Source organism: Candidatus Pelagibacter bacterium nBUS_36 (assembly GCF_051201215.1).
GTDB lineage: Bacteria > Pseudomonadota > Alphaproteobacteria > Pelagibacterales > Pelagibacteraceae > Pelagibacter.
In genome coordinates this window covers 894,472-915,565 of sequence record NZ_CP172839.1, presented here as the reverse complement: position 1 = coordinate 915,565, position 21,094 = coordinate 894,472, and the positions used below count along the sequence as shown (strand labels likewise).

The 21,094-nt window shown below is 30.2% G+C and carries 19 protein-coding genes and 1 riboswitch; of the genes, 12 read left to right on the top strand and 7 right to left on the bottom strand.

Annotated elements, in window-relative coordinates:
* The first annotated feature begins 17 nt into the window (after nt 1-17).
* Nucleotides 18-108, top strand: a riboswitch (glycine riboswitch).
* Nucleotides 109-185: 77 nt separating this feature from the next.
* From gcvT to ACIJYI_RS04955, 7 genes are read left to right on the top strand one after another with little or no spacing between them, the layout of a single operon-like run.
* Nucleotides 186-1,292 carry a glycine cleavage system aminomethyltransferase GcvT gene (gene gcvT / locus ACIJYI_RS04985; protein WP_435113308.1) on the top strand — a complete coding sequence of 369 codons (1,107 nt, stop codon included), beginning with the start codon at nt 186-188 and terminating at the stop codon, nt 1,290-1,292.
* The gene (gene gcvH / locus ACIJYI_RS04980; RefSeq protein WP_435089704.1) at nt 1,289-1,669 is read left to right on the top strand and encodes a glycine cleavage system protein GcvH; all 381 of its coding nucleotides are present in this window, start codon (nt 1,289-1,291) and stop codon (nt 1,667-1,669) included. Before gcvT ends, gcvH begins: the two co-directional genes overlap by 4 nt.
* Nucleotides 1,670-4,528, top strand: coding sequence for an aminomethyl-transferring glycine dehydrogenase (gcvP, locus tag ACIJYI_RS04975; RefSeq protein ID WP_435113306.1), 2,859 nt, complete (start codon nt 1,670-1,672; stop codon nt 4,526-4,528).
* A gap of 10 nt (nt 4,529-4,538) precedes the next feature.
* Entirely contained in the window at nt 4,539-5,786 is a 1,248-nt protein-coding gene (locus ACIJYI_RS04970) for an NAD(P)/FAD-dependent oxidoreductase (protein WP_435113304.1), read from the top strand.
* Nucleotides 5,779-6,528: a DUF1365 domain-containing protein gene (locus tag ACIJYI_RS04965; protein ID WP_435113302.1), complete on the top strand. Its 750-nt coding sequence runs from the start codon at nt 5,779-5,781 to the stop codon at nt 6,526-6,528. The genes ACIJYI_RS04970 and ACIJYI_RS04965 overlap by 8 nt, the downstream gene beginning before the upstream one ends.
* A 13-nt stretch (nt 6,529-6,541) precedes the next feature.
* Nucleotides 6,542-7,720, top strand: a complete 1,179-nt coding sequence (locus ACIJYI_RS04960) for a class I SAM-dependent methyltransferase (RefSeq protein WP_435113300.1) — start codon at nt 6,542-6,544, stop codon at nt 7,718-7,720.
* A gap of 18 nt (nt 7,721-7,738) precedes the next feature.
* Nucleotides 7,739-8,287: a DUF3833 domain-containing protein gene (locus ACIJYI_RS04955; RefSeq protein ID WP_435113298.1), complete on the top strand. Its 549-nt coding sequence runs from the start codon at nt 7,739-7,741 to the stop codon at nt 8,285-8,287.
* Here the strand turns inward: ACIJYI_RS04955 and ACIJYI_RS04950 are convergent.
* Nucleotides 8,284-9,045 carry an SDR family NAD(P)-dependent oxidoreductase gene (locus ACIJYI_RS04950; RefSeq protein ID WP_435113296.1) on the bottom strand — a complete coding sequence of 254 codons (762 nt, stop codon included), beginning with the start codon at nt 9,043-9,045 and terminating at the stop codon, nt 8,284-8,286. The two genes, ACIJYI_RS04955 and ACIJYI_RS04950, sit on opposite strands and share 4 nt — an antisense overlap.
* A gap of 21 nt (nt 9,046-9,066) precedes the next feature.
* Here ACIJYI_RS04950 and ACIJYI_RS04945 point away from each other — a divergent pair, with 21 nt between their 5' ends.
* Nucleotides 9,067-9,534: a TspO/MBR family protein gene (locus ACIJYI_RS04945; RefSeq protein ID WP_435089695.1), complete on the top strand. Its 468-nt coding sequence runs from the start codon at nt 9,067-9,069 to the stop codon at nt 9,532-9,534.
* Nucleotides 9,535-9,536: 2 nt separating this feature from the next.
* On the top strand, nt 9,537-10,640 hold the full coding sequence (locus ACIJYI_RS04940) for an NAD(P)/FAD-dependent oxidoreductase (RefSeq protein ID WP_435113294.1): 1,104 nt from the start codon (nt 9,537-9,539) through the stop codon (nt 10,638-10,640).
* Nucleotide 10,641: 1 nt separating this feature from the next.
* On the opposite strand, the gene ACIJYI_RS04935 is transcribed toward ACIJYI_RS04940, so the two are convergent.
* The 6 genes from ACIJYI_RS04935 to ACIJYI_RS04910 are packed head-to-tail and all read right to left on the bottom strand — an operon-like array spanning nt 10,642 to nt 18,247.
* A complete protein-coding gene (locus ACIJYI_RS04935) occupies nt 10,642-12,084 on the bottom strand; it encodes a protein adenylyltransferase SelO (protein ID WP_435113292.1) in 1,443 nt (480 codons plus the stop codon).
* Nucleotides 12,085-12,089: 5 nt separating this feature from the next.
* Nucleotides 12,090-14,858, bottom strand: a complete 2,769-nt coding sequence (gene fdhF / locus ACIJYI_RS04930; protein WP_435113290.1) for a formate dehydrogenase subunit alpha — start codon at nt 14,856-14,858, stop codon at nt 12,090-12,092.
* Nucleotides 14,858-16,513, bottom strand: a complete 1,656-nt coding sequence (locus ACIJYI_RS04925; protein WP_435113288.1) for an NADH-ubiquinone oxidoreductase-F iron-sulfur binding region domain-containing protein — start codon at nt 16,511-16,513, stop codon at nt 14,858-14,860. Before ACIJYI_RS04925 ends, fdhF begins: the two co-directional genes overlap by 1 nt.
* A gap of 15 nt (nt 16,514-16,528) precedes the next feature.
* A complete protein-coding gene (gene fdhD, locus ACIJYI_RS04920; RefSeq protein WP_435113286.1) occupies nt 16,529-17,368 on the bottom strand; it encodes a formate dehydrogenase accessory sulfurtransferase FdhD in 840 nt (279 codons plus the stop codon).
* Nucleotides 17,369-17,371: 3 nt separating this feature from the next.
* The gene (locus ACIJYI_RS04915) at nt 17,372-17,848 is read right to left on the bottom strand and encodes an HPP family protein (RefSeq protein WP_435113284.1); all 477 of its coding nucleotides are present in this window, start codon (nt 17,846-17,848) and stop codon (nt 17,372-17,374) included.
* Entirely contained in the window at nt 17,849-18,247 is a 399-nt protein-coding gene (locus tag ACIJYI_RS04910) for an iron-sulfur cluster assembly scaffold protein (protein WP_435113282.1), read from the bottom strand.
* Nucleotides 18,248-18,290: 43 nt separating this feature from the next.
* Here ACIJYI_RS04910 and mobA point away from each other — a divergent pair, with 43 nt between their 5' ends.
* Genes mobA through ACIJYI_RS04895 form a run of 3 tightly spaced genes read left to right on the top strand, consistent with a single transcriptional unit; the run spans nt 18,291 to nt 21,093 of the window.
* The gene (gene mobA / locus ACIJYI_RS04905; protein ID WP_435113280.1) at nt 18,291-18,899 is read left to right on the top strand and encodes a molybdenum cofactor guanylyltransferase; all 609 of its coding nucleotides are present in this window, start codon (nt 18,291-18,293) and stop codon (nt 18,897-18,899) included.
* Nucleotides 18,892-20,136, top strand: coding sequence for a molybdopterin molybdotransferase MoeA (locus ACIJYI_RS04900; protein ID WP_435113278.1), 1,245 nt, complete (start codon nt 18,892-18,894; stop codon nt 20,134-20,136). The genes mobA and ACIJYI_RS04900 overlap by 8 nt, the downstream gene beginning before the upstream one ends.
* Before the next feature lie 51 nt (nt 20,137-20,187).
* Nucleotides 20,188-21,093 (top strand): DMT family transporter, encoded by a 906-nt coding sequence (locus ACIJYI_RS04895; RefSeq protein WP_435113276.1) that lies wholly within the window; start codon nt 20,188-20,190, stop codon nt 21,091-21,093.
* The last annotated feature ends 1 nt before the right edge of the window (nt 21,094 follow it).

Sequence of the window (21,094 nt, the reverse complement as noted above, 5' to 3'; positions counted from 1 at the left end):
TGTAAATAGTTGATAAGTTAATAGTTAACGGGAGAGATTACAAATTTTGTAACACCGAAGGAGCAACCACCCAGGAAACTCTCAGGTAAAAAGGACCGTAACATATTAACTCTGGAAAGAGATTAAATTCTCGCCGAAGGAGCAAAACTCTCAGGCAAATATACAGATGGGTACAAAGAGTTAGTATGGAAATAAAAAAAACATCATTAAATAAACTTCATCAAGATAACAAAGCTAAATTTGTAGAATTTGCGGGTTATCAAATGCCAATACAATACAGCAAAGGTATTGTTGAAGAACATAAATACACAAGATCACATTCTGGAATTTTTGATGTTTCTCATATGGGGCAATTATTTATTTATGGCGATGATAGTTTGACTGAAGATTTGGAAAAAATCTTTCCTCTAAATTTAAAGAATTTGAAAATAAATACATCAAAATATAGTTTTTTAATGAATGATACTGCTGGAATTTATGATGATTTGATTATTACAAAAATAGAAGGAGGTTATTTAGTAATATTAAATGCAGCCTGCAAGGACAATGATTTTAAAATCATATCTAAACTTCTTAATGATAAATATAAGATGAATTTAGATGAAAACAGATCTTTAATAGCTGTTCAAGGGCCTAAATCAGTAGAGATTTTGGATACAATTATCAATGGTGTGAGTGAACTAAGTTTTATGACTGGAAACTGGTTTGTTCATAAAGAACAAAAATTATTTGTAACTAGATCAGGTTATACGGGTGAAGATGGTTTTGAGGTTTCTGTGCCTAATGATTTAGCTGAAGAATTTACAAAAAAATTAATTGAATATGGAGCGCAACTCATTGGACTTGGAGCCAGAGATACCTTGAGATTAGAGGCAGGATTGTGTTTATATGGTCATGAGCTTGGAATAGACAAAACCCCAATTGAGGCTAATCTTAAATGGGCCATATCTAAAGATCGAATGGCAAATGGTGGGTTTATAGGTTCAGATATAATCATGAGCCAAATCAATGATGGTACTAAAAAAATCCGAGTTGGCGTCAAGCCAGAAGGAAGATTGATAGCTAGAGAAAAAACTAAAATTTTTAACCAAGATGAATTGGTTATAGGTGAAATCACAAGTGGTACTTTTGGACCTAGTGTGAGCGGACCAGTTGCTATGGGTTATGTTGAAAAAGAGTTTTCAAAGAACGATACAAAAGTTTTTCTTGAAGTAAGAGGAAAAAAACATCCAGCAAATATTTGTGGATTACCATTTTATAAAAAAAGTTATGTGAAAGGAGCAACAAAATGAGTGAAGTTAAATATTCCAAAGAACATGAGTGGATTAAAATAGAAGGTGATGTAGGCACAATAGGCATCACTCAACATGCAACTGAAATGTTGGGAGATATTGTGTTTGTAGAGTTACCTGATGTAGGTTCTTCAGTTGAAAAAGATGGAAATGCGGGAGTAGTTGAGTCAACTAAAGCAGCAAGTGATGTTTTTACACCTATATCTGGCGAGGTAATGGAAAACAATCAATCAATAGTTGATGATCCTGGTAAAATTAATTCAGACCCTGAAAATGATGCTTGGTTTTTCAAATTGAAAATTAAGGATAAAAATGAACTGGATAGTTTGATGAATAAAGAAGAATACGATAAATTTGCAAAGGAGAGTGGTAGTTAAATGTTAAAAAATGCTCAAAAAGATTTTATCCAAAGACATATAGGTCCTTCCGTTGAGGAACAAAATATTATGCTCAAAGAGTTAGGGTATAAAAATCTAGACGAGTTGATAAAAAATACTGTACCAGAAAACATTTTGCTGAAAGATAATTTAGATATAGGAGATCCGAATTCTGAATATAAGGCACTTAGAAAATTAAAGAATATTTCAAAAAAAAATAAAGTTTATTCAAGCTTTATAGGAATGGGCTATTATGGAACTTACACACCTTACGTTATATTAAGAAATATATTAGAAAACCCAGGATGGTATACTTCTTATACACCATATCAGCCTGAAGTAGCTCAAGGTAGACTTGAGATGTTAATGAATTTTCAACAGATGATTATTGATTTTACAGGTATGGATATTGCTAATGCTTCACTTTTAGATGAAGGAACTGCTGCAGCGGAAGCTATGGGTTTAAGTTATAGAATTTCTAAAACAGACTCAAATAAAGTTTTTGTATCTAAAAATTGTCATCCACAAACAATTGAAGTCATTAAAACTAGAGCGGAACCTTTGGGGGTAGAAGTAATTGTCGGTGATGAGGATACTGATATTAAGGATGAGATTATTTGTGGTATAATTAGTTATCCTGGTACATTAGGAGATATTAAAGATCCTAGTGAAGCTATAAGCAAAATACATAAAAATAAAGGTAAAGCAGTATTAGTTTGTGATTTGCTGGCTCTAGCCAAATTAAAAACACCTGCAGAGTTAGGAGCAGATATTGCTGTTGGAAGTTCACAAAGATTTGGTATTCCAATGGGTTATGGTGGTCCGCATGCAGCATTTTTTGCTACAAAAGATGAATACAAAAGATCTATGCCAGGTAGAATAGTCGGAGTGTCTGTCGATAGGCATGGAAAAAAAGCATATAGATTAGCACTTCAAACTAGAGAGCAACACATAAGAAGAGATAAGGCGACAAGTAATATTTGTACTGCCCAAGCTTTGTTAGCAATAGTGTCTGCAGCTTATGCCGTCTATCATGGTCCAAAAGGAATTAAAAAAATTTCAGAGAGTGTTTCTCAGTTAACTAAAAATTTTGCAGATAAGTTAAAGCAATCTGGATATGAGCTTTATTCAGATCATTTTTTTGACACTGTAACTGTAAAAACTTTAGATAAGACTGATAAGATTTATAAAAATGCTTTAGATGAAGGTGTTAACATCAGAAGAGTAAGTTCAGAGATGCTTGCAGTTTCTTTTGATGAAAGAAAAAATCTATACAGAGCAAATCAATTGCTTAAAATTTTTAATTGTTCAGAAACCATTAAAGAGTCAATGAATGAAAGCTTATCCAATATCCCAAAAAATTTATTGAGAAGTTCGACTTATCTAGATCATCCAGTTTTTAATAGTTATCATTCAGAAACTGAAATGCTTAGATATTTAAAAAAACTAGAAGATGCTGATATTGCTTTAAATAGATCAATGATAGCTTTAGGCTCATGTACAATGAAGTTGAATGCAGTATCTGAAATGATTCCAGTTACTTGGAAAGAATTTTCACAACCACACCCTTTTTCTCCAGTAGAACAAATGGATGGTTATAGAGAACTGTTTACCGATTTAAAAAACTGGCTGAGATCAATTACAGGTTTTTCAGGTGTATCTCTTCAACCAAATGCTGGTGCTCAAGGTGAGTTTGCTGGGCTAATGGTAATTCGTAAATTTCATGAAAAAAATAATGAGGCTAATCGTAATGTTTGTTTAATCCCGAGTTCTGCTCATGGCACTAATCCTGCAAGTGCACAGATGGTTGGCATGAAAGTAGTTGTGGTAAAATGTGATGATCATGGAAATGTGGACTTTGAAGACTTAAAGAAAAAAGCTGAAGAGCATAAAGATAATTTAGCAGCATTAATGGTTACATATCCTTCAACACACGGTGTTTTTGAGGAAAAAATAACTGATATTTGTAAGCTTATCCATGATCATGGCGGGCAAGTTTATATGGATGGGGCAAACTTAAATGCATTAGTAGGTATTGCAAAACCAGGAAAATTTGGTCCAGATGTTTGTCACATAAATTTACATAAAACATTTTGTATTCCTCATGGTGGAGGTGGACCAGGAATGGGACCAATAGCATGTAAAAAACATTTAGAGACTTTCTTACCAAAACATTCGGTAATTAAAGATTGTGGGCCTGCAACAGGAATTGGCGCTGTTTCAGCCGCACCTTGGGGAAGCTCAAGCATTTTATCGATTTCATGGATGTATATAAAAATGATGGGTTCTGAAGGTTTAAAGAAAGCATCACAAGTTGCTATATTAAATGCTAATTATATTGCCCATAAATTACAAGACTCATTTCCAATTTTATATAAAGGAAAAAGTGGGAATGTAGCTCATGAATGTATTATTGATATTAGAAAAATAAAGGCTGATACAGGTGTTACTGAAGAAGATATAGCTAAACGTTTAATAGATTTTGGTTATCACGCACCTACAATGTCCTGGCCAGTTGCCGGTACAATGATGATTGAGCCAACTGAGAGTGAAAGTTTAAGTGAAATAAATAGATTTTGTTCAACCCTTCAAAAAATTAAACAAGAAATTGATAAAATTCATTCAGGCGAATATGATAAATTAGATAATCCAGTTAAGAATGCGCCACATACTCATCTTGAGTTAGCTTCCAATAAATGGGAACATAAATATGAGAGAGAGGAAGCAGCTTATCCATCTGAATTTTTAAAAACAGTCAAATATTGGCCACCAGTTGGAAGAGTAGATAATGTTTACGGAGATAAAAACCTGTTTTGTACATGTCCATCAATGGATGAATACGAAGACACAGCTGCATAAAAATTATTGAATGAAAATTGCAGTAGTAGGTTCAGGAATATCAGGATTAAGCTCAGCTTACTATTTATCAAAAAAACATAAAGTTGATTTGTTTGAAAAACAAGATCGGTTTGGTGGTCATTCATACACATTAGATGTTGAATATAATGATAAAGAAAGAGTTGCTGTTGATATTGGTTTCATGGTTTTTAATAAAATCACTTACCCAAATTTAATTAATTTTTTTAAAGAAAATGAGATTGAAATTGAAGAAAGTGATATGTCATTTTCAGTCAATGTTAAAGAAACTAATATCGAATATTGTGGCAAAGGTTTAAATGGTATTTTTTCAAATAAAATAAATTTATTTAATTACAAATTTGTAAAAATGTTTTTTGAAATAATTAATTTTTACAAAAGATGTGAAAATTTGGATCCCAATATACTTGAAAACAACATTACACTTGGAGAATATTTACAAAAAATTAATAAAACTAATTTCTTTATAGATTATCACATAATACCAATGGTTTCAGCGATATGGTCAATGCCTCCTTATGAGGCGTCACAGATGCCATTATCATTTTTTTTAAATTTTTTTAAAAATCATGGATTGTTTAAACTTAAAAACAGACCTCAATGGTTTACAGTTTCTAATAGAAGCAAAACTTATGTTAATAAAATTTTATCAAATATAAGTGGAGAATATTATAAAAATTATGAGATTAATAAAATTGTAAGAGATAATAATGGGGTAAAAGTTTATTATGGATCAGAAAATGAATTTTTTACTTATGACAAAGTTGTGCTTGCATCACATGCTGACGAGAGTTTAAAGATTATTTCAGATGCTACCGATCAAGAAAAAAAAATATTAAATAATTTTAAATATAGAAAAAACATTGCGGTAATTCATTCTGATGAAAACTCAATGCCAAAAAATAAAAAGGCGTGGTGTTCTTGGAATTCTTCATTAGACCCAAATAACAAAGAAAATTCATCAGTCACCTATTGGTTAAATCAATTACAAAATTTGAAGATCAATAAAAATATTTTTTTGACAATAAATCCTTTTTTTAAAATTGATCCTAAAAAAATTTATAATGAAGTAGATTTTACACATCCATATTATGACGAAAATGCATTGAAAAATCAGTCAAAATTAAATTCTATTCAAAATACTAACAATACTCTGTTTGCAGGAAGTTATTTTGGTTATGGATTTCATGAGGATGGCATAAAATCTTCTATTGAAATGCTTAAAACCTTAAATGATTAATTCATCAATATATAACGGTCAGGTGATACACAAAAGGTTTAAACCCAAGGTTCATTATTTTAAATATAATGTGTTCTCATTATTAATTGATCTCTCTGAACTTGAAACATTAGATAAAAAAGTCAGGTTTTTTTCATATAATAGTTTCAATTTAATTAGCTTCCATGAAAAAGATCATGGTGAAAGAAATGGATCCTCGTTAGTAGAATGGGTGAACAACAATTTAAAAAAAAATAATATTTCTACTGAAGATATTAAAATTAAAATTTTATGTTATCCAAGAATTTTTGGTTTTGTATTTAATCCTCTAAGTGTTTTTTATGTTTATAATATAAATGATCAATTAATTTCAATCCTTTATGAAGTTAAAAATACTTTTGGTGAACAACACACCTATATATTTCGAGTAGAAAAAGATGTGAATTTAATACAAAATAATTGTTCTAAAAAATTTCATGTATCTCCATTTATTGAAATGAATTGTAATTATTTTTTTCGATTATTAAAACCAGGAAACAAAATATCAGTGATAATTGATCAATATGATGCCCAGGATAAAATTTTATATGCTTCACAAGATGGTGTTAGGTCAGATTTTAATACAAAATGTTTAATTAAATCGTATTTAAAACATCCGATAATGACTTTTAAGATCATTCTAGCGATACATTATGAAGCGTTTAAACTATGGACAAAAGGAATTAAATTCATAAAAAAAAAAATAAAATTAAAAATAATATAACAATTGAAAATTAATGTTTCTTTACAGTATTGCAGATAAAGTAGTTTTTAGTATCCTTAAAAGGATAAATGTTGGTTTTTTAGAAGTTACAACCTTTTCTGGCGTAGTGTTAAAATTTGGTAATCCCAATGATAAATTGAAAACTAATTTAAAAATAAAAAATCCTGCATTAAATTATAATTTAATTAAAGGTGGAAGTGTAGGATTTGCTGAATGTTACATGAGAGACGAATTTGAAACTCATAATTTGTCTGATTTAATTGAATTAACAGCAAGAAATATTAATATTGTACATAAATTTGCTGGTTTATTAGATTTAAAATTTTTAAATTTTATTAAAAATAAATTTATTAAAAATACGAAAAGCAGAAGTAAAGAAAATATTGCAAAACATTATGATCTTGGAAATGATTTTTTCTCCATTTGGTTAGACAAAACTCTCACATATTCAAGTGCAATATTTGATGATCAAAATAAAGATTTGTCTCATGCACAAAATAACAAATATCAAAAGTTAATTAATTTAATTCAACCTAATAATGGTGATAGAGTTTTGGAAATTGGTTGTGGGTGGGGTGGATTTGCTGAATATTTGGGTAAAAATTATGATGTTAAACTAGATTGCATTACCATTTCAAAGAAACAATTTGAATATGCAAAAAAGAGAATTCATAACTGTGGTTTAAATGAAAAGGTTAATATAGAAATTAAAGATTACCGAGACCTAAAAGGAAAATATAACTCGATAGCGTCAATTGAAATGATTGAGGCTGTGGGTCAAAATTATTTAGAGAGTTATTTCAAAACAATTAAACACAATTTATCTGATGGGGGTATGGCTGCTATCCAAGCTATTACTATTGATGATAGCTTGTTTGATAGGTATAAAAATAAACAAGATTTCATTCAAAAATATATTTTTCCAGGTGGGTTTTTACCAAATAAAAACACCATTAATAAACTTGTGTCTGATAATGGGTTAACTGTGAATTCTTATATCTCTTATGCGGATCATTATGCTGATACTTTGGTTATATGGAGAGATGAATTTAATAAAAAATGGGATTTGATTAAAAATCAAGGTTTTGATTTAACCTTTAAAAGAATGTGGGAATTTTACCTTTCTTACTGTGAGGCTGGTTTTAAATCAAAAAATATTGATTTAATTCAATTTTCACTTCAAAATAAATAATACATAGAGGAGATACAAATGCGTCATTTAAATATTATTAGATCAATTTCATTGATAATTTCATTATTCTTAATTACAAGTTGCTCAAACAATAGTGCAATGAAACCAGAAGATTTTAAAAATAAAGAACCAAGATTAATAATTGAAGAGTATTTAACGGGAAATGTTAAAGCATGGGGCGTACTCCAAAACAGATCTGGTAAAGTAACAAGACAATTTTCTGCAGACTTAGATGGAACTTGGGATGGCAAACAGTTAATTTTAAAAGAAAAATTTAATTGGGACGATGGCGAAGTGCAAAATAGAGAATGGACCATCAACAAAATAGATGAAAATAATTATGAAGGCACAGCAGGAGATGTAGTTGGTAAAGCGATAGGATACTCTTATGGACCTGCATTTAAGTTTGAATATGTTCTATTAGTTCCTGTTAAAGGCAAGGAAATGAAAATCACATTTGATGATTGGATTTTTAAACAAGACGATAGAGTTGCAATAAACAGAGCAACAATGACGAAGTTTGGAATTAAAGTAGCTGAGTTAACGGTAGTTTTTGTAAAAGATTAGTAATCTATCTTTTTCATACCCTTAGAAACTAATTTGAAATAAATACTACTTGGTAGAATTTGTAAAAATTTTAAAAAATATGTAAAAGCTTTTGGAAAGTGTATTTCAAAACTTTTTTTCACAGTTAAACCTTTGTAAATTTCATTTGCTGCAAATTCAGGTGTTTTAATCATCGGCATCGGAAAATCATTTTGATCAGTCATTGGTGTTTTAATAAAACCAGGACTAACAAGTGAAACACGTACATTTTTCATTTGCATATCAAAATTTAAACTTTCTGCAAAACTAGTAAGTGCAGCTTTAGAAGCACAATATGCACCAGCAGCTGGCAAGCCTCGATAACCAGCCACAGAGGAAATTATTGATATTTGACCATTTTTTTTTTCAGAAAAATAATCGTAGATAGAATTTATAGAATTCATTGTTCCAAAATAATTTACCTCCATAATTTCTCTTACTTTTTCTAAATTAAATTTTTTTTCTGATTTAGGATCATGCATTCCAGTACCAAATAAACAAATATCAATATTTTTAAATTGATTAATTATACTTGATGCAACTAATTTACATTTATCAATATCTGTAACGTCTAAAGGGAAGGGATAAATATTTTCATTAATTTCTTTAAGTTCATTTAGTAAGTTTTCGCGTCTTGCAGATGCAGCCACTATCCATCCATTTTTTGCAAATTTAGTTGCTACAGCTTTACCAATTCCACTGCTTGCACCTGTTATCCAAATAACTTTTTTTTCTTCCATAATTTATTGTATAATAGAAATATGTTAAAAAACAAATTCATATCATTCTTACTATTTAGTTTAATCACATATTCAGCTTCTTTAATTGGAGGTTTGGCAACAATTAGCTTTAAAGAGCCATGGTATTCGTTACTAAACAAGCCATCATTCAATCCTCCAGATTGGATATTTGCTCCAGTTTGGACAGCACTATATTTGATGATGACAATTGCAATATGGATTTTTTGGCATAATAAAAATAGAGATATGAACACTGTTTATATCTATTTTATTCATCTGATTTTCAATACAACTTGGAGTATAGTTTTTTTTGTATTTCATCATATGTTATTAGCTTTAATTGTGCTGATAGCGCTAATTGGTTTAATTATTATTCTTATTGTTAGATTTAAGCGCGTCAACTTAGTAAGTTCATATTTGATGGTACCCTATTTATTGTGGTGTAGTTTTGCTTTGATTTTAAATTTCAACTTAATAATATTAAATTGATTATGGATGATGTTGTTATAATTGGTGGTGGTATAATAGGAGCTGCAAGTGCTTATTTTCTATCCAAAGAGGGCAGAAAAGTAAAAGTAATAGAAAGAGATCCAACTTACAAAACGGCTTCATTTCCATTATCTTTAGGTGGCTTTAGAAGACAATTTTTTCAAAAAGAAAACATTTTACTTGGTAAATTTGCAAGAGAATTTATTTATCAAATTCCATATCTATTAAAAACTGAAAAGAATCCTAATCCAACTGCTAGTATGGTAACTAATGGTTATTTATTAATGTTTGGTCCAGAACATGCAGATGAACAATATAAAGCTCTCGAAAATCATAAAGCTTGTGAAGCAGGAACAAAAAATATTAAAGGCTCAGAGTTGTCAAAAATATTTCCTTACATAAATAGTGAAGGTGTTGAAACAGCAACTTATACCGATAACCAAAGCGAAGGTTGGATTGATCCATTTATGTTTCATAGTGCTTTAAAAAGTAAGGCAATTGAATTAGGAGCTGAATTTATTAAAGGAGAAGTAAAAAGTATTTCAGAAATTAAAGCTAAAACAATAGTATCAGCAGCAGGTTGTTGGACTAAAGAATTGTTAGAAGATATACCGGTAGTTCCTCAAAAACACACAGTTTTTAGGGTTAAATGCCCAAAATACATAAAAGAAATGCCTCTTGTTGGAGATTTAACAACTGGTGTTTATTGGAGACCTGAAGGTGGAGAGTATCTAGCAGGCTCACCCAATTCGGTTTTTGATGCAACAGATTTAGAACCGGCTTGGAATGATTTCGAAGAATTAGTATGGCCAGCATTAGCTCAAAGAATACCTGCGTTTGAAGAATTAAAATTAACGGGTGGTTGGGCTGGCTTTTATGATTGCAATAAATTAGATAATAATGCAGTGGTAGGTAAACATCCAAAATTTGATAATGTTTATATGGCATCTGGATTTACTGGTAGAGGTTTAATGCAAGCGCCTGGTATTGGAAGAGCTTTGACTGAATTGATAACAACAGGATCTTATCAAACAATTGATATTAGTGATTTTGCTGTCGAAAGAGTTCTTGGAAATAGCGCAAGACCCGAACCATACGTCTTATAAATTAAGTTCCACAAAAAGTTTGATAATCTTTATTATTTAAAGGTAATTGATAATCTTGTATATCAACTTGTTTCTCATAAGGTTTACTCAATATTGATAGCAACTTATTCATTACCTCTAAATTATCCTCATTAGCAGCTGCTAAGGCCTCTTCGACTTTATGATTTCTTGGTATGATAATTGGGTTAACATTATTCATAAGTTTAAGAGATCTTTCTTTTGAATTATTATTTTTAGAAATTCTTTTTTGCCATTCATTATACCATTTAACAAAATGCTCATCTTTGTAAATTTGATCATTAATCTTAATATTCATTAAATAACAAAATGTATTTGTATAATCTGCTTTATTTTTTTGCATCCAATTTAATAAATCATTAATAAGTTTTTTGTCATTTTTATCATTTCCATATAAACCAAGTTTATCTCTCATCATATTTAACCATTTTTCTTCATATATATTTTGAAAGTTATCAATAGTCTCGGTTGCTAATTTAATAGCAGTATCTTCATCTTTATTGATTATTGGAATTAGACATTCGGCAAATCTTGCTAAATTCCATTTAGTAATTGGGGGTTGATTAGAAAATGAATATCTCCCAAATTTATCAATAGAGCTAAAAACTGTTTTAGGATCATATTGATTCATAAATGCACAAGGGCCATAATCAATTGTTTCACCTGAGATCGCCATATTATCTGTGTTCATTACTCCATGAATAAAACCAACACGCATCCAATCAACTACCAATTTACATTGTCTTTCCATTACAAGGTTAAGTAAATCTAAAGCTTTATTATTGGATGATTTAATTTCAGGGTAATGTCTGTCTATTGTGTAATTAACCAAAGTATTCAAATCATCTAAATTTTGCTTTGCAGCAATGTATTGAAAAGTACCAACACGAATATGACTTGATGCTACTCTTGTTAAAATTGCTCCTGGCAATAAATTTTCTCTTACTACTTTCTCACCAGTTTTCACTACAGCAAGACTTCTGGTAGTTGGAATTTTTAATGTATGTATTGCCTCACTAATTATATATTCTCTTAACATAGGGCCTAAAACAGCACGACCATCTCCAGTTCTTGAAAACGATGTTCGTCCAGAGCCTTTAAACTGAACATCAAAACGCTTGTTATTACTTGCTATGTGTTCACCTAAAAGAACAGCTCTTCCATCTCCAAGCATTGTAAAGTGACCAAATTGATGACCAGCATAAGCTTGTGCGATAGTTGTAATATCTTTTGGTATTTTATTTCCAGAAAATATTTCAGATAGATCTTTCTTAGAAATGTTTGAAAAATCTAAATTTAAATCTTTAGCTAGATTATCATTTAAAATTACAACTGCAGGATTATGAACAGGTGTTGGTTTAATTTCTTCTTTAAAAGTATTTGATAGTTTTGAATAAGTGTTATCAAAATGCCAACCGATGGTCATTTTACTTATTTTACTTCTGCCTGATTTTCTTTTGGTTTGACTTCAGTTTTAAATTGGTTTGAAATTTTTTGAACTTGTACTGATGAAACTTTGTATTCAGCACACATTGTCTCTTCATCTTTTCCATGTCCAGTCACCATATTAACCATATGTTCTGGAAAATGGAAAGTTGTAAACACAATTCCTTGTTTAACTTTGTCTGTTACTTCTACTTTTAAAGCAACTTCTCCTCTGCCTGAATATAACCTTCCAATATCGCCAGTATTTAAATCTCTTTGCTCAGCATCTTTTGGATGAACTAATAAAACATCCTCTTTTACAATATTAATATTGCTTGTTCGTCTAGTCATCGTTGCTGCATTGTAATGTTGTAGAACTCGACTAGTTGTTAAGATTAATGGATAATCTTTTTTATTAGTTTCAATTTCTGTAAACTCTTTCCAATCAAAATTCTTAAGTTGTCCTTTTCCTATTTTAAATGTTTCTGTATGAAGTATCTGAGTATCAGTTCCATCTTCTTGAACAGGCCATTGTAATCCTAATTTCCCAAGTCTTTTTCTTGTAACTCCTTTAAAGAATGGTACCACATCAGCAATTTCAGATAGAACTTGATCAGCATCATATGTTGGTTGGTCAAAACCTAATTTTTGCATCATATCAGTTACAATAACCCCGTCAGGTTTTGTTCCTGGTAGAGGTTCAACTGCTCTATTAACTCTTTGAATTCTTCTTTCTGTATTTGTGAAAGTCCCATCTTTTTCTAAGAATGTTGCTCCAGGTAATACTACAGTTGCAAGTTTTGCTGTCTCACTCATGAATATTTCTTGCACAACTAATAGTTCTAATGAGTTCATTGCTTCAACAACATGTGCACTGTTAGGATCAGTTTGAACTATATCCTCACCAATAATCCATAAACCTTTTAATTCTTTATCAATTGCTGCTTCAAACATTTGTGGAATTTTAAGACCTGGTTTTGTTGGGTGTGTTACACCATATTTTTCAGTATAAAATTTTTGGTTTTTTTCATCAGCCACCTCAAAGTATCCAGCTCCTTGATGCGGTTGACACCCCATGTCTGCTGCACCTTGAACATTATTTTGTCCTCTTAGTGGATTTACACCAACACCTCTTCTTCCAATATTTCCTGTAATCATTGCAAGATCTGCAATTAACATTACTGTTTTGGAACCTTGTTCGTGTTCTGTTACGCCTAAACCATGGAATTCCATGGAGTTTTGTGCTGTTGCGTAAGCAATAGCCGCCTCTTTAACCAATTGTTTATCAACACCAGCGACTTTTGCTAAGTGATCAACATCTTGTTTTTCAATTTCTTTGATAAAATTATCAAACCCTTCAGTTCGGTCTCTTACAAAATCAACATTATATAATTTTGATTTAATAATAAAATGCAGCATCATATTAAGAACAGCAACATTGGTACCTGGTCTTAGTTTGATATGATAATCAGCAAGTTTAGCAAGTTCGGTTGTAATTGGGTCTAAAACAATTAATTTTTTACCCTTCATTGCTTGTTGTTTTATTTTTGCACCAGTTACGGGGTGGGCATTAGTTGGGTTTGCCCCAATTACTAAAAATAAATCTGCATAATAAATATCATCAGTAGAATTAGTTGCAGCACCTGTTCCAAAAGTTTGTTGCATTCCCCATGCTGTTGGTGAGTGACAAATTCTTGCACAACAATCAACACTGTTAGTTCCAACAGCGGCTCTTATCATTTTTTGAAAAACATAGTTCTCTTCATTGGTGCATCTTGCGGATGAAATACCAGCAAAAGCATCAGGGCCATTATCCTTTACAATTCTATTCATTTCTTTTTTTATAAAATCATAAGCCTCATCCCAACTTGCTTCTTCAAATTTTCCATTTCTTTTGATCAAAGGAGTTTTTAATCTGTCAGGATGGTCATAAAAACTAAATGCGTATCTTCCCTTAATACAAGTATGGCCTGCATTAACTTCTGTTTCTTTAGGTGTATCAATTGCAACAACTTTATTATCTTTGATAGAAGCTTCTAGGTTACAACCCACACCACAATATGAACAAGTCGTTCTAACCTTTTGATCTACATCAGCTGATTTTGATTTGAAAACATCAGAAATGGCATCTGTTGGGCAAGTATGAGCACAAGCACCACAAGATACACAAGAAGAGTCTCCAAACATCATATCATTGTCTGTAGTAATCCTAGACTCAAAACCCCTACCACTCATTGTTAAAACAAATGATCCTTGAATTTCATCACATGCACGTACACATCGTCCACAATTAATACAATTATCTAAATTCATTCTCATATAATCATGAGAAGTGTCTCTTGGAATTCTTTTATGTTGTTTTGGACTGTTATATCTGTGATCAGAAATACCCAAATCATTTGCAACTGTTTGCAGTTCACAATTATTATTCACTTCACAACTGTCACATTCCATAGGATGATCAGTTAAAACCAATTCAACAATATTTTTTCTAAGACTTGTTAAAGCTTCATTAGATGTAAAAATATGTTGGTTCTCAGCAACAGGAGTATGACATGAAGCAACAATTTTTGTCGGGCCATCTTTCTCTAAAGCAACTTCCACAGAACAAACACGGCAGGCACCATAAGGGGCTAAATTGGGATCATCACAAAGAGTAGGAACTTTTTTTTCACCAACATAACTTTTAACAAATTTTAAAATAGACGTATGATTGGCACCAATTTCGTATGGTTTTCCATCAATGTAAGCAATTTTTCTTTTTTCAGAACTCATTAATTATCCTTAACCATATCATTTTTCATTTCGTCTCCAAAGTACTTAAGAATGTTCATTATTGGAGTAGGAATGGCCCCACAAAGTGCACATAAACAACCTTTTTGCATAGTAACAAGCAATTCATTAAGTAATTTAAGGGGTATTTTTGCTGTTTTTTTCTTTGCTTGATCAAACATCTCCTTACCTCTGTATGACCCAAGTCTTCCCGGGAAACATTTTCCACAAGACTCTTCTGCAGAAAATTCAAATAAATGATGAATATATTCTGACATTGAAAAATCTTTTGGAATACTAACTACACTTGCGTGTCCTAGCATAAAACCTTTTGCAGTAAATTCTTGAAAATCCAAATTTAAATTATCAATTTCACTTAATGGTACAACACCACCAAGAGGACCACCAATTTGAAATGCTTTAATTGGTTCTTTATATCCTCCACCAATCTCATTAAATATTTTACTCATAGGAGTTCCCATATCAATTTCATAAACACCAGGGTTATTGAAAAAACTATCAAGACAAACTAATTTTGTTCCTGCAGATTTTTTATTACCTATTGCTGAAAATTTTTCAGATCCATTTATTAAAATTCCAGTTGCTGCTGCTAACGATTCAACGTTATTTACTACAGTAGGTTTTTTGTACAAACCTTCTGTTACTGGAAAAGGAGGTCTGACATCTACTTCAGCACGTCTTCCTTCTATAGATGCAATCAAAGCAGTTTCTTCTCCACAAATATAAGCACCTTGTCCAATACAAATTCCTAAATCAAAAGAAAAATCTGTTCCTAAGATGTTATCTCCAAGTAAACCTAATTTTTTAAGTTCATTAATACTTCCATTAATAGCTTCGATAGATTTTGGATATTCGCCTCGAATATATAAAACTCCCTCATCACTTCCAATTACCAGCCCACAAATAATCATACCAAAAATAACCTTAAAAGGTTGATCTTCTAATAAGTATCTATCTGAGAATGCTCCAGAGTCTCCTTCATCTGCATTACAGATAACATATTTTTTCTCTCCTTTTGCTTTGCTGCAAAAATCCCATTTCATTCCCGTGGGAAAGCCAGCACCACCTCTACCTGTTAGGTTGGAGTCTAGCAAAGATTTAACTATTTCTTTTTTATCAGTCTTTAAAAACTTATTAAGCTGATCTTTAAATTGATCTGTTGACGAAAGCTTATCATCCATTAAAAAACTTGTTGTAGCAAAACTTTTAGAAAAGAATTTTTCTTGCTTTATATCTTCACCTTTTAAAATTTGATCAATTTTTTCAATATCTTTTCCTGCAAAATTTTCACCATCATAATGAAAAGCATTATTTTCATAGCAATGGCCTAAACAAAACATTTCACCAACTTTATCATCACCAAGTTTTTCTTTTAAAGTATTCTTTAACTTGTCTTGAGTGCCAGCACACATACATGCACTTCCATTACAAACGAATGCTTTTTTCTCTCTATGAGAAGGTCTTAAAAATTCGTAAAAAGACTCTGCTCCATGAAGTGTTGAAACACCTAAATTATGTTCTTTAGCAATTTCTTTAATATCTTTAGGAGTATCACTTAACGTATTTTCTGAAATCTGTTTAAATAGATTATCTTTTAAACCTATTCTGCCTGATAAATTGCTTATATTTTTTGACACTAATACCCTTTTTTTTTAGCCCACAATAACTTTTTTGTTATTTGTGTAAATATTAAAACTGTCTCTCTTTACGAAACCTATTAGGGTCATGTCAAATTTATTCGCTAAATCAATAGCAAGACTAGTTGGCGCACCAACACCAATCATTATGCCAATATTGGTCATTAAAACCTTTTGAACCAACTCAAAATTTAATCTACCGGAACATGTTATAAATTGGGATTTAGGGTCTAATTGTTGATTAACCAATACACTTCCTACGAGTTTATCTAGAGCATTATGTCTTCCCACATCTTCTCTTAATTCAACTAAATCTCCATTAGAATTAAAAAGACCGCTAGCATGTATTCCGCCTGTCTTACTAAACTCTGATTGATTATCTCTTAGTGTATTAGGTGATTGAATAATGACTTCTTTTGAAATTTGAGGCTCTGAAGAGTTCGTTTTATCTTTTTTAATTATCTCAAGTGCATCTAAAGATGACTTGCCACAAACACCACAGGAAGAATTAGTTAAAAAATCTCTTTTGATTTTAGAAATATTAACATTCTCAGAATTATTAATAGTTGCTAAAATTTTATTTTGAATATTATATTGTCCAACTTTATCTCCATAACTTGCTATAGATTCGATATCTTTAATATCTTTAACAATTTGTTCATTAAATAAAAAACCTCTAACCAAATCTTCATCATTACCTGGGGTTCTCATAGTTATAGATAAATTTTGTGTAATCCAATCATTCTGTTTTTTAAATTTTAAAGAAATTTCTAATGGTTCTTCAATTGAAACTAAATCATCAACTTGTTCAAACTTGTCTGAATTAAATCTTAAAATTTTATATTTTGAGCTCATAATTTATTTTAAGGGATAGTTTTTTTTTAGAATAAATTTATTAATTAAAATTGCTAATAACAAAATTAAAATACATCCAAAAATTATTGGATTAATTAAATATTCATAAGACACACTTCCAATTATAACTATAATAGGATTACCACCAGCAGGAGGGTGAACTACATTTAGTAAGATCATAAAAAAAATTCCAGCTCCAACAGCTAAAGCAATGTTAATATAAATTGGAAGCGGAATATAATTTACAAAAATTATACCCACTAAAGTAGTTACAAGATGACCAAAAAAAACATTTTTAGGTTGAGCAAAAGGGCTTTCAGGAAAACCAAATAATAAAACCATAGAGGAACCAAATGATCCTGCTAAAAAATATCCTAGTGTGCTTTTATAAGTAAGCACAGTCAACACACCAATAGTAAATGCAGAAAAAAAACCTGCTATCAATGCTTTTTGTAAAATTGGCTTAGTAATTTTTATCATCTAAATTTTTAAAGCTTTTAAAACAGTTTTTAAGGGAAGTAACAAACACTCTTTTCTTGCAAGGTTTTTTTTATCTAATATTTCTTTAAAATCATTCCAGTGTTTCTTTATATTAACTTTAACATCATCAAATAATTTTTCACTATTAGTGATAAAATCCTTAATTTCTTCTACGCTCTTATCTTTTACTTTTCTAGAGAGCAAACTAACTGAAGCCTGACAATAAATGCAAGATTTGCACTGATAACCCATATCTTTAATTATATCATTTTTAACTACCAAGCTTATCTCCATTTCATCACCACATAATGGGTTTTTATTTTTTGACTTATGAGTAAAGTTTTCAATAATTTTATTATGCTCAGCATAAGAAGCTATTTCTAAAATTCTAAGATCCATTTTATTTCTTTAATTCAAGTTTTAATGTTTTATATTTTGACAAATGGATCATAACAATATTTTAGGAGTAGTACTAGCAGGTGGAAAGTCTCAAAGATTTGGAGAAGATAAATGCCAAGTTAAACTAGGAGATAAATTGTTAATTGATTATATTTTATCAGAAATAATTGATGAATTTGAGGAAGTATTACTAGTTACAAATAATTCAATTGATTTTAAAAAATCTAAAAAAATCTCGCTAATTAATGATTTTAAGAAAAACCTAGGACCGCTTGGAGGGGTTTTGACTGCCATGAAATGGGTTAAAAAGAATAATAAAAACTATCAATGGATATCAACCTTTCCTGCCGACACCCCTTTTTTTAAAACACATATATTAAAAGAGTTTTTGCAGACCATAAATTTTAGTGAGAGTAAACTTTTCTTTATCAAATCAAATAAAACTCGACATAATATATTTGGACTTTGGTCTATTGATTTATTGGAAAAATTAGAAGAAGATTTAGAAAAAGGAGAGAGGAAGGTTGAAATTTGGGCTAATAATATAGGAGTTAAATCAATTGATATGCATTTTAAAAATAAAGACCCATTCTTTAATATTAATACCAAAGAAGAATTAGCAACAGCTGAAGAAATTTTAAAAAATGATTAGTTATCAAACCTCAAAAAAAATTTTAAAGAAAGCAATCATCAAAATTAAAGATGAAGATATTAGGAGTACGAACTCTTTAAATAGAATTTTATCAACAAATGTTTACTCTAATATCAATTATCCTTCAGGAGATAATGCGGCTTTTGATGGTTATGCAATAAATTCCAATGATACAAGAAAAATAAAAAAAAATTCACCTGTAAATTTTGAAATTATAGGATCTATTGCTGCAGGGGCAAAACCTTTTAAAAAAAAAATTAATAAATTTGAAACTATAGAGATAATGACTGGTGGTATAATTCCAAAAGGCTTTGATACTATAATTCCAATTGAACAAATTGTTTTTAATTCAAGTAAAAAATATATTTTGATTAATGAAAAGGTTAAAAAATATAATCATGTAAGATTTGCAGGCTCTGATTACAAAAAAAATGAATTAGTTGTAAAAAAAAATACAATCATTCAAGCTAATCATATTTTAGCTTTTAAAACATTGGGTATTAAAAATATTAAAGTCAAAAAAAAGATAAATATATTATTTTTCTCTACTGGAAATGAAATATCAAATAAAGATGATATTCCCGATTGGAAAGTCAGGAATTCTAATAGCCATTACATCAAAAACTTAAATGAAAACTTTTTGTTTAATTTTATTGATGGTGGAATTTTAAAAGATAGTCATTACAAAATTTTTAAATCAAAAATTACCAAAACACTTAACTCTAAAACGGATATCATTATTACTTCTGGTGCAGTTTCTGCTGGAAAATTTGATTTTATTCCCAGCGTTATAAGGTCTTTTAAATTAGATCATTTCTTTAAAAGTGTAGCAATTAGACCTGGCAAACCTATTTTGTTTGCTAAGATTAAAGGTAAACAAAAAGCAATTTTTGGACTACCTGGAAATCCAATGTCCTCTGCTGCTTGTTTTAGATTTTTTGTATATCCTTATATAGAAAACATATTAGGTCTAAGAAACGAAAAGCCTCTCAAAGCTATATTAAAAAATGATTTCCTGAAGAAGAAGAATTTTACTAGATTTGCAAAAAGTAAATTAAACACAACTAAAAATGGAAAAATAGAAGTTAAAATTCTTAAAGGACAAGAGTCCTTTAGAATTAAATCATTTGTAAAATCAAATATTTGGGCATTATTGCCAGCAGGTAAGACTAGATTTAAAAAAGGGGAAATTGTTGATTGTTTTTTCCCCAACCACTCTAATTCAGCCTTAGCATAAGCATAGTCATTTTTGTTGTAGTTAAATCTATTTAGAATTAAATATCTGAATATGTTTGAGCTTAGAAATCCTAAAACTGCTGTCCCTGTTGTTTTGTTTGCTGGTCTAATATGGTCTTTTGGACCGTTGGTTGTGAGATATATGGATGATCCACATTTAATTCCATGGCAATATATTTTTGGAAGAGGACTGACAATTTTTATTTTATTAAATTTGTACTTGTTTTTTGAAGAAGGCAAAAACTTTTATAAAAATTATTTAAGAATGGGTGTCTCAGGTTTAATTGGAGGTTCAGGGCTTGGTATAGCAATGATTTCATTTATGTTTTCAATTACAAACACCAGTGCTGCAGTAACTTTACTTTGTTTAGCAGCAATGCCTTTTTTTACTGCTTTGCTTGCTTTTTTATTTTTAAAAGAAAAAATCTCTTTAAACGTCTGGATTTCAATCATCATTGCAACAATTGGTATCGGGATCATGGCTGTTGGTAACACCTCAGAATCTTCTTTAATTGGATTTGTCTTTGGAATGACATCTTCTATAGGGTTTGCAGTTTTTTCTGTAACATTAAGATGGCGAAAAGAAACTCCAAAATTTACAACGACTGCATTTGCTGGTTTCTTTTGTTTTATATTTGCTTCAATAGTAATTTTAAGTAACGACTATGTTTTTTTTGCAACAAGTTATAATAGTTCACTTTTTTCTCTTCATGGCACTCTTGTTTGTCTAGGATTAATTTTATATTCAATTGGATCTAAAGCTATACCTGCGGCTGAATTAACTTTATTATCTTTAACTGAAGTAATAGGTGGAATATTTTGGGTATGGCTACCTATATTTGGTATTAATGAAATACCAGCAACCAACACTATTATTGGTGGTTTCTTTCTTTTTATATCTCTTACGTATTATAGTTTAGTAATGAGATGGAACAAAAGATATATCGGATTAAATTAAT

Coding starts and splice junctions, on each gene's coding strand:
- gcvT (WP_435113308.1), top strand. CDS start 186: ATGGAAATAAAAAAAACATCATTAAATAAACTTCATCAAGATAACAAA.
- gcvH (WP_435089704.1), top strand. CDS start 1,289: ATGAGTGAAGTTAAATATTCCAAAGAACATGAGTGGATTAAAATAGAA.
- gcvP (WP_435113306.1), top strand. CDS start 1,670: ATGTTAAAAAATGCTCAAAAAGATTTTATCCAAAGACATATAGGTCCT.
- ACIJYI_RS04970 (WP_435113304.1), top strand. CDS start 4,539: ATGAAAATTGCAGTAGTAGGTTCAGGAATATCAGGATTAAGCTCAGCT.
- ACIJYI_RS04965 (WP_435113302.1), top strand. CDS start 5,779: ATGATTAATTCATCAATATATAACGGTCAGGTGATACACAAAAGGTTT.
- ACIJYI_RS04960 (WP_435113300.1), top strand. CDS start 6,542: ATGTTTCTTTACAGTATTGCAGATAAAGTAGTTTTTAGTATCCTTAAA.
- ACIJYI_RS04955 (WP_435113298.1), top strand. CDS start 7,739: ATGCGTCATTTAAATATTATTAGATCAATTTCATTGATAATTTCATTA.
- ACIJYI_RS04950 (WP_435113296.1), bottom strand. CDS start 9,045: ATGGAAGAAAAAAAAGTTATTTGGATAACAGGTGCAAGCAGTGGAATT.
- ACIJYI_RS04945 (WP_435089695.1), top strand. CDS start 9,067: ATGTTAAAAAACAAATTCATATCATTCTTACTATTTAGTTTAATCACA.
- ACIJYI_RS04940 (WP_435113294.1), top strand. CDS start 9,537: ATGGATGATGTTGTTATAATTGGTGGTGGTATAATAGGAGCTGCAAGT.
- ACIJYI_RS04935 (WP_435113292.1), bottom strand. CDS start 12,084: ATGACCATCGGTTGGCATTTTGATAACACTTATTCAAAACTATCAAAT.
- fdhF (WP_435113290.1), bottom strand. CDS start 14,858: ATGAGTTCTGAAAAAAGAAAAATTGCTTACATTGATGGAAAACCATAC.
- fdhD (WP_435113286.1), bottom strand. CDS start 17,368: ATGAGCTCAAAATATAAAATTTTAAGATTTAATTCAGACAAGTTTGAA.
- ACIJYI_RS04915 (WP_435113284.1), bottom strand. CDS start 17,848: ATGATAAAAATTACTAAGCCAATTTTACAAAAAGCATTGATAGCAGGT.
- ACIJYI_RS04910 (WP_435113282.1), bottom strand. CDS start 18,247: ATGGATCTTAGAATTTTAGAAATAGCTTCTTATGCTGAGCATAATAAA.
- mobA (WP_435113280.1), top strand. CDS start 18,291: ATGGATCATAACAATATTTTAGGAGTAGTACTAGCAGGTGGAAAGTCT.
- ACIJYI_RS04900 (WP_435113278.1), top strand. CDS start 18,892: ATGATTAGTTATCAAACCTCAAAAAAAATTTTAAAGAAAGCAATCATC.
- ACIJYI_RS04895 (WP_435113276.1), top strand. CDS start 20,188: ATGTTTGAGCTTAGAAATCCTAAAACTGCTGTCCCTGTTGTTTTGTTT.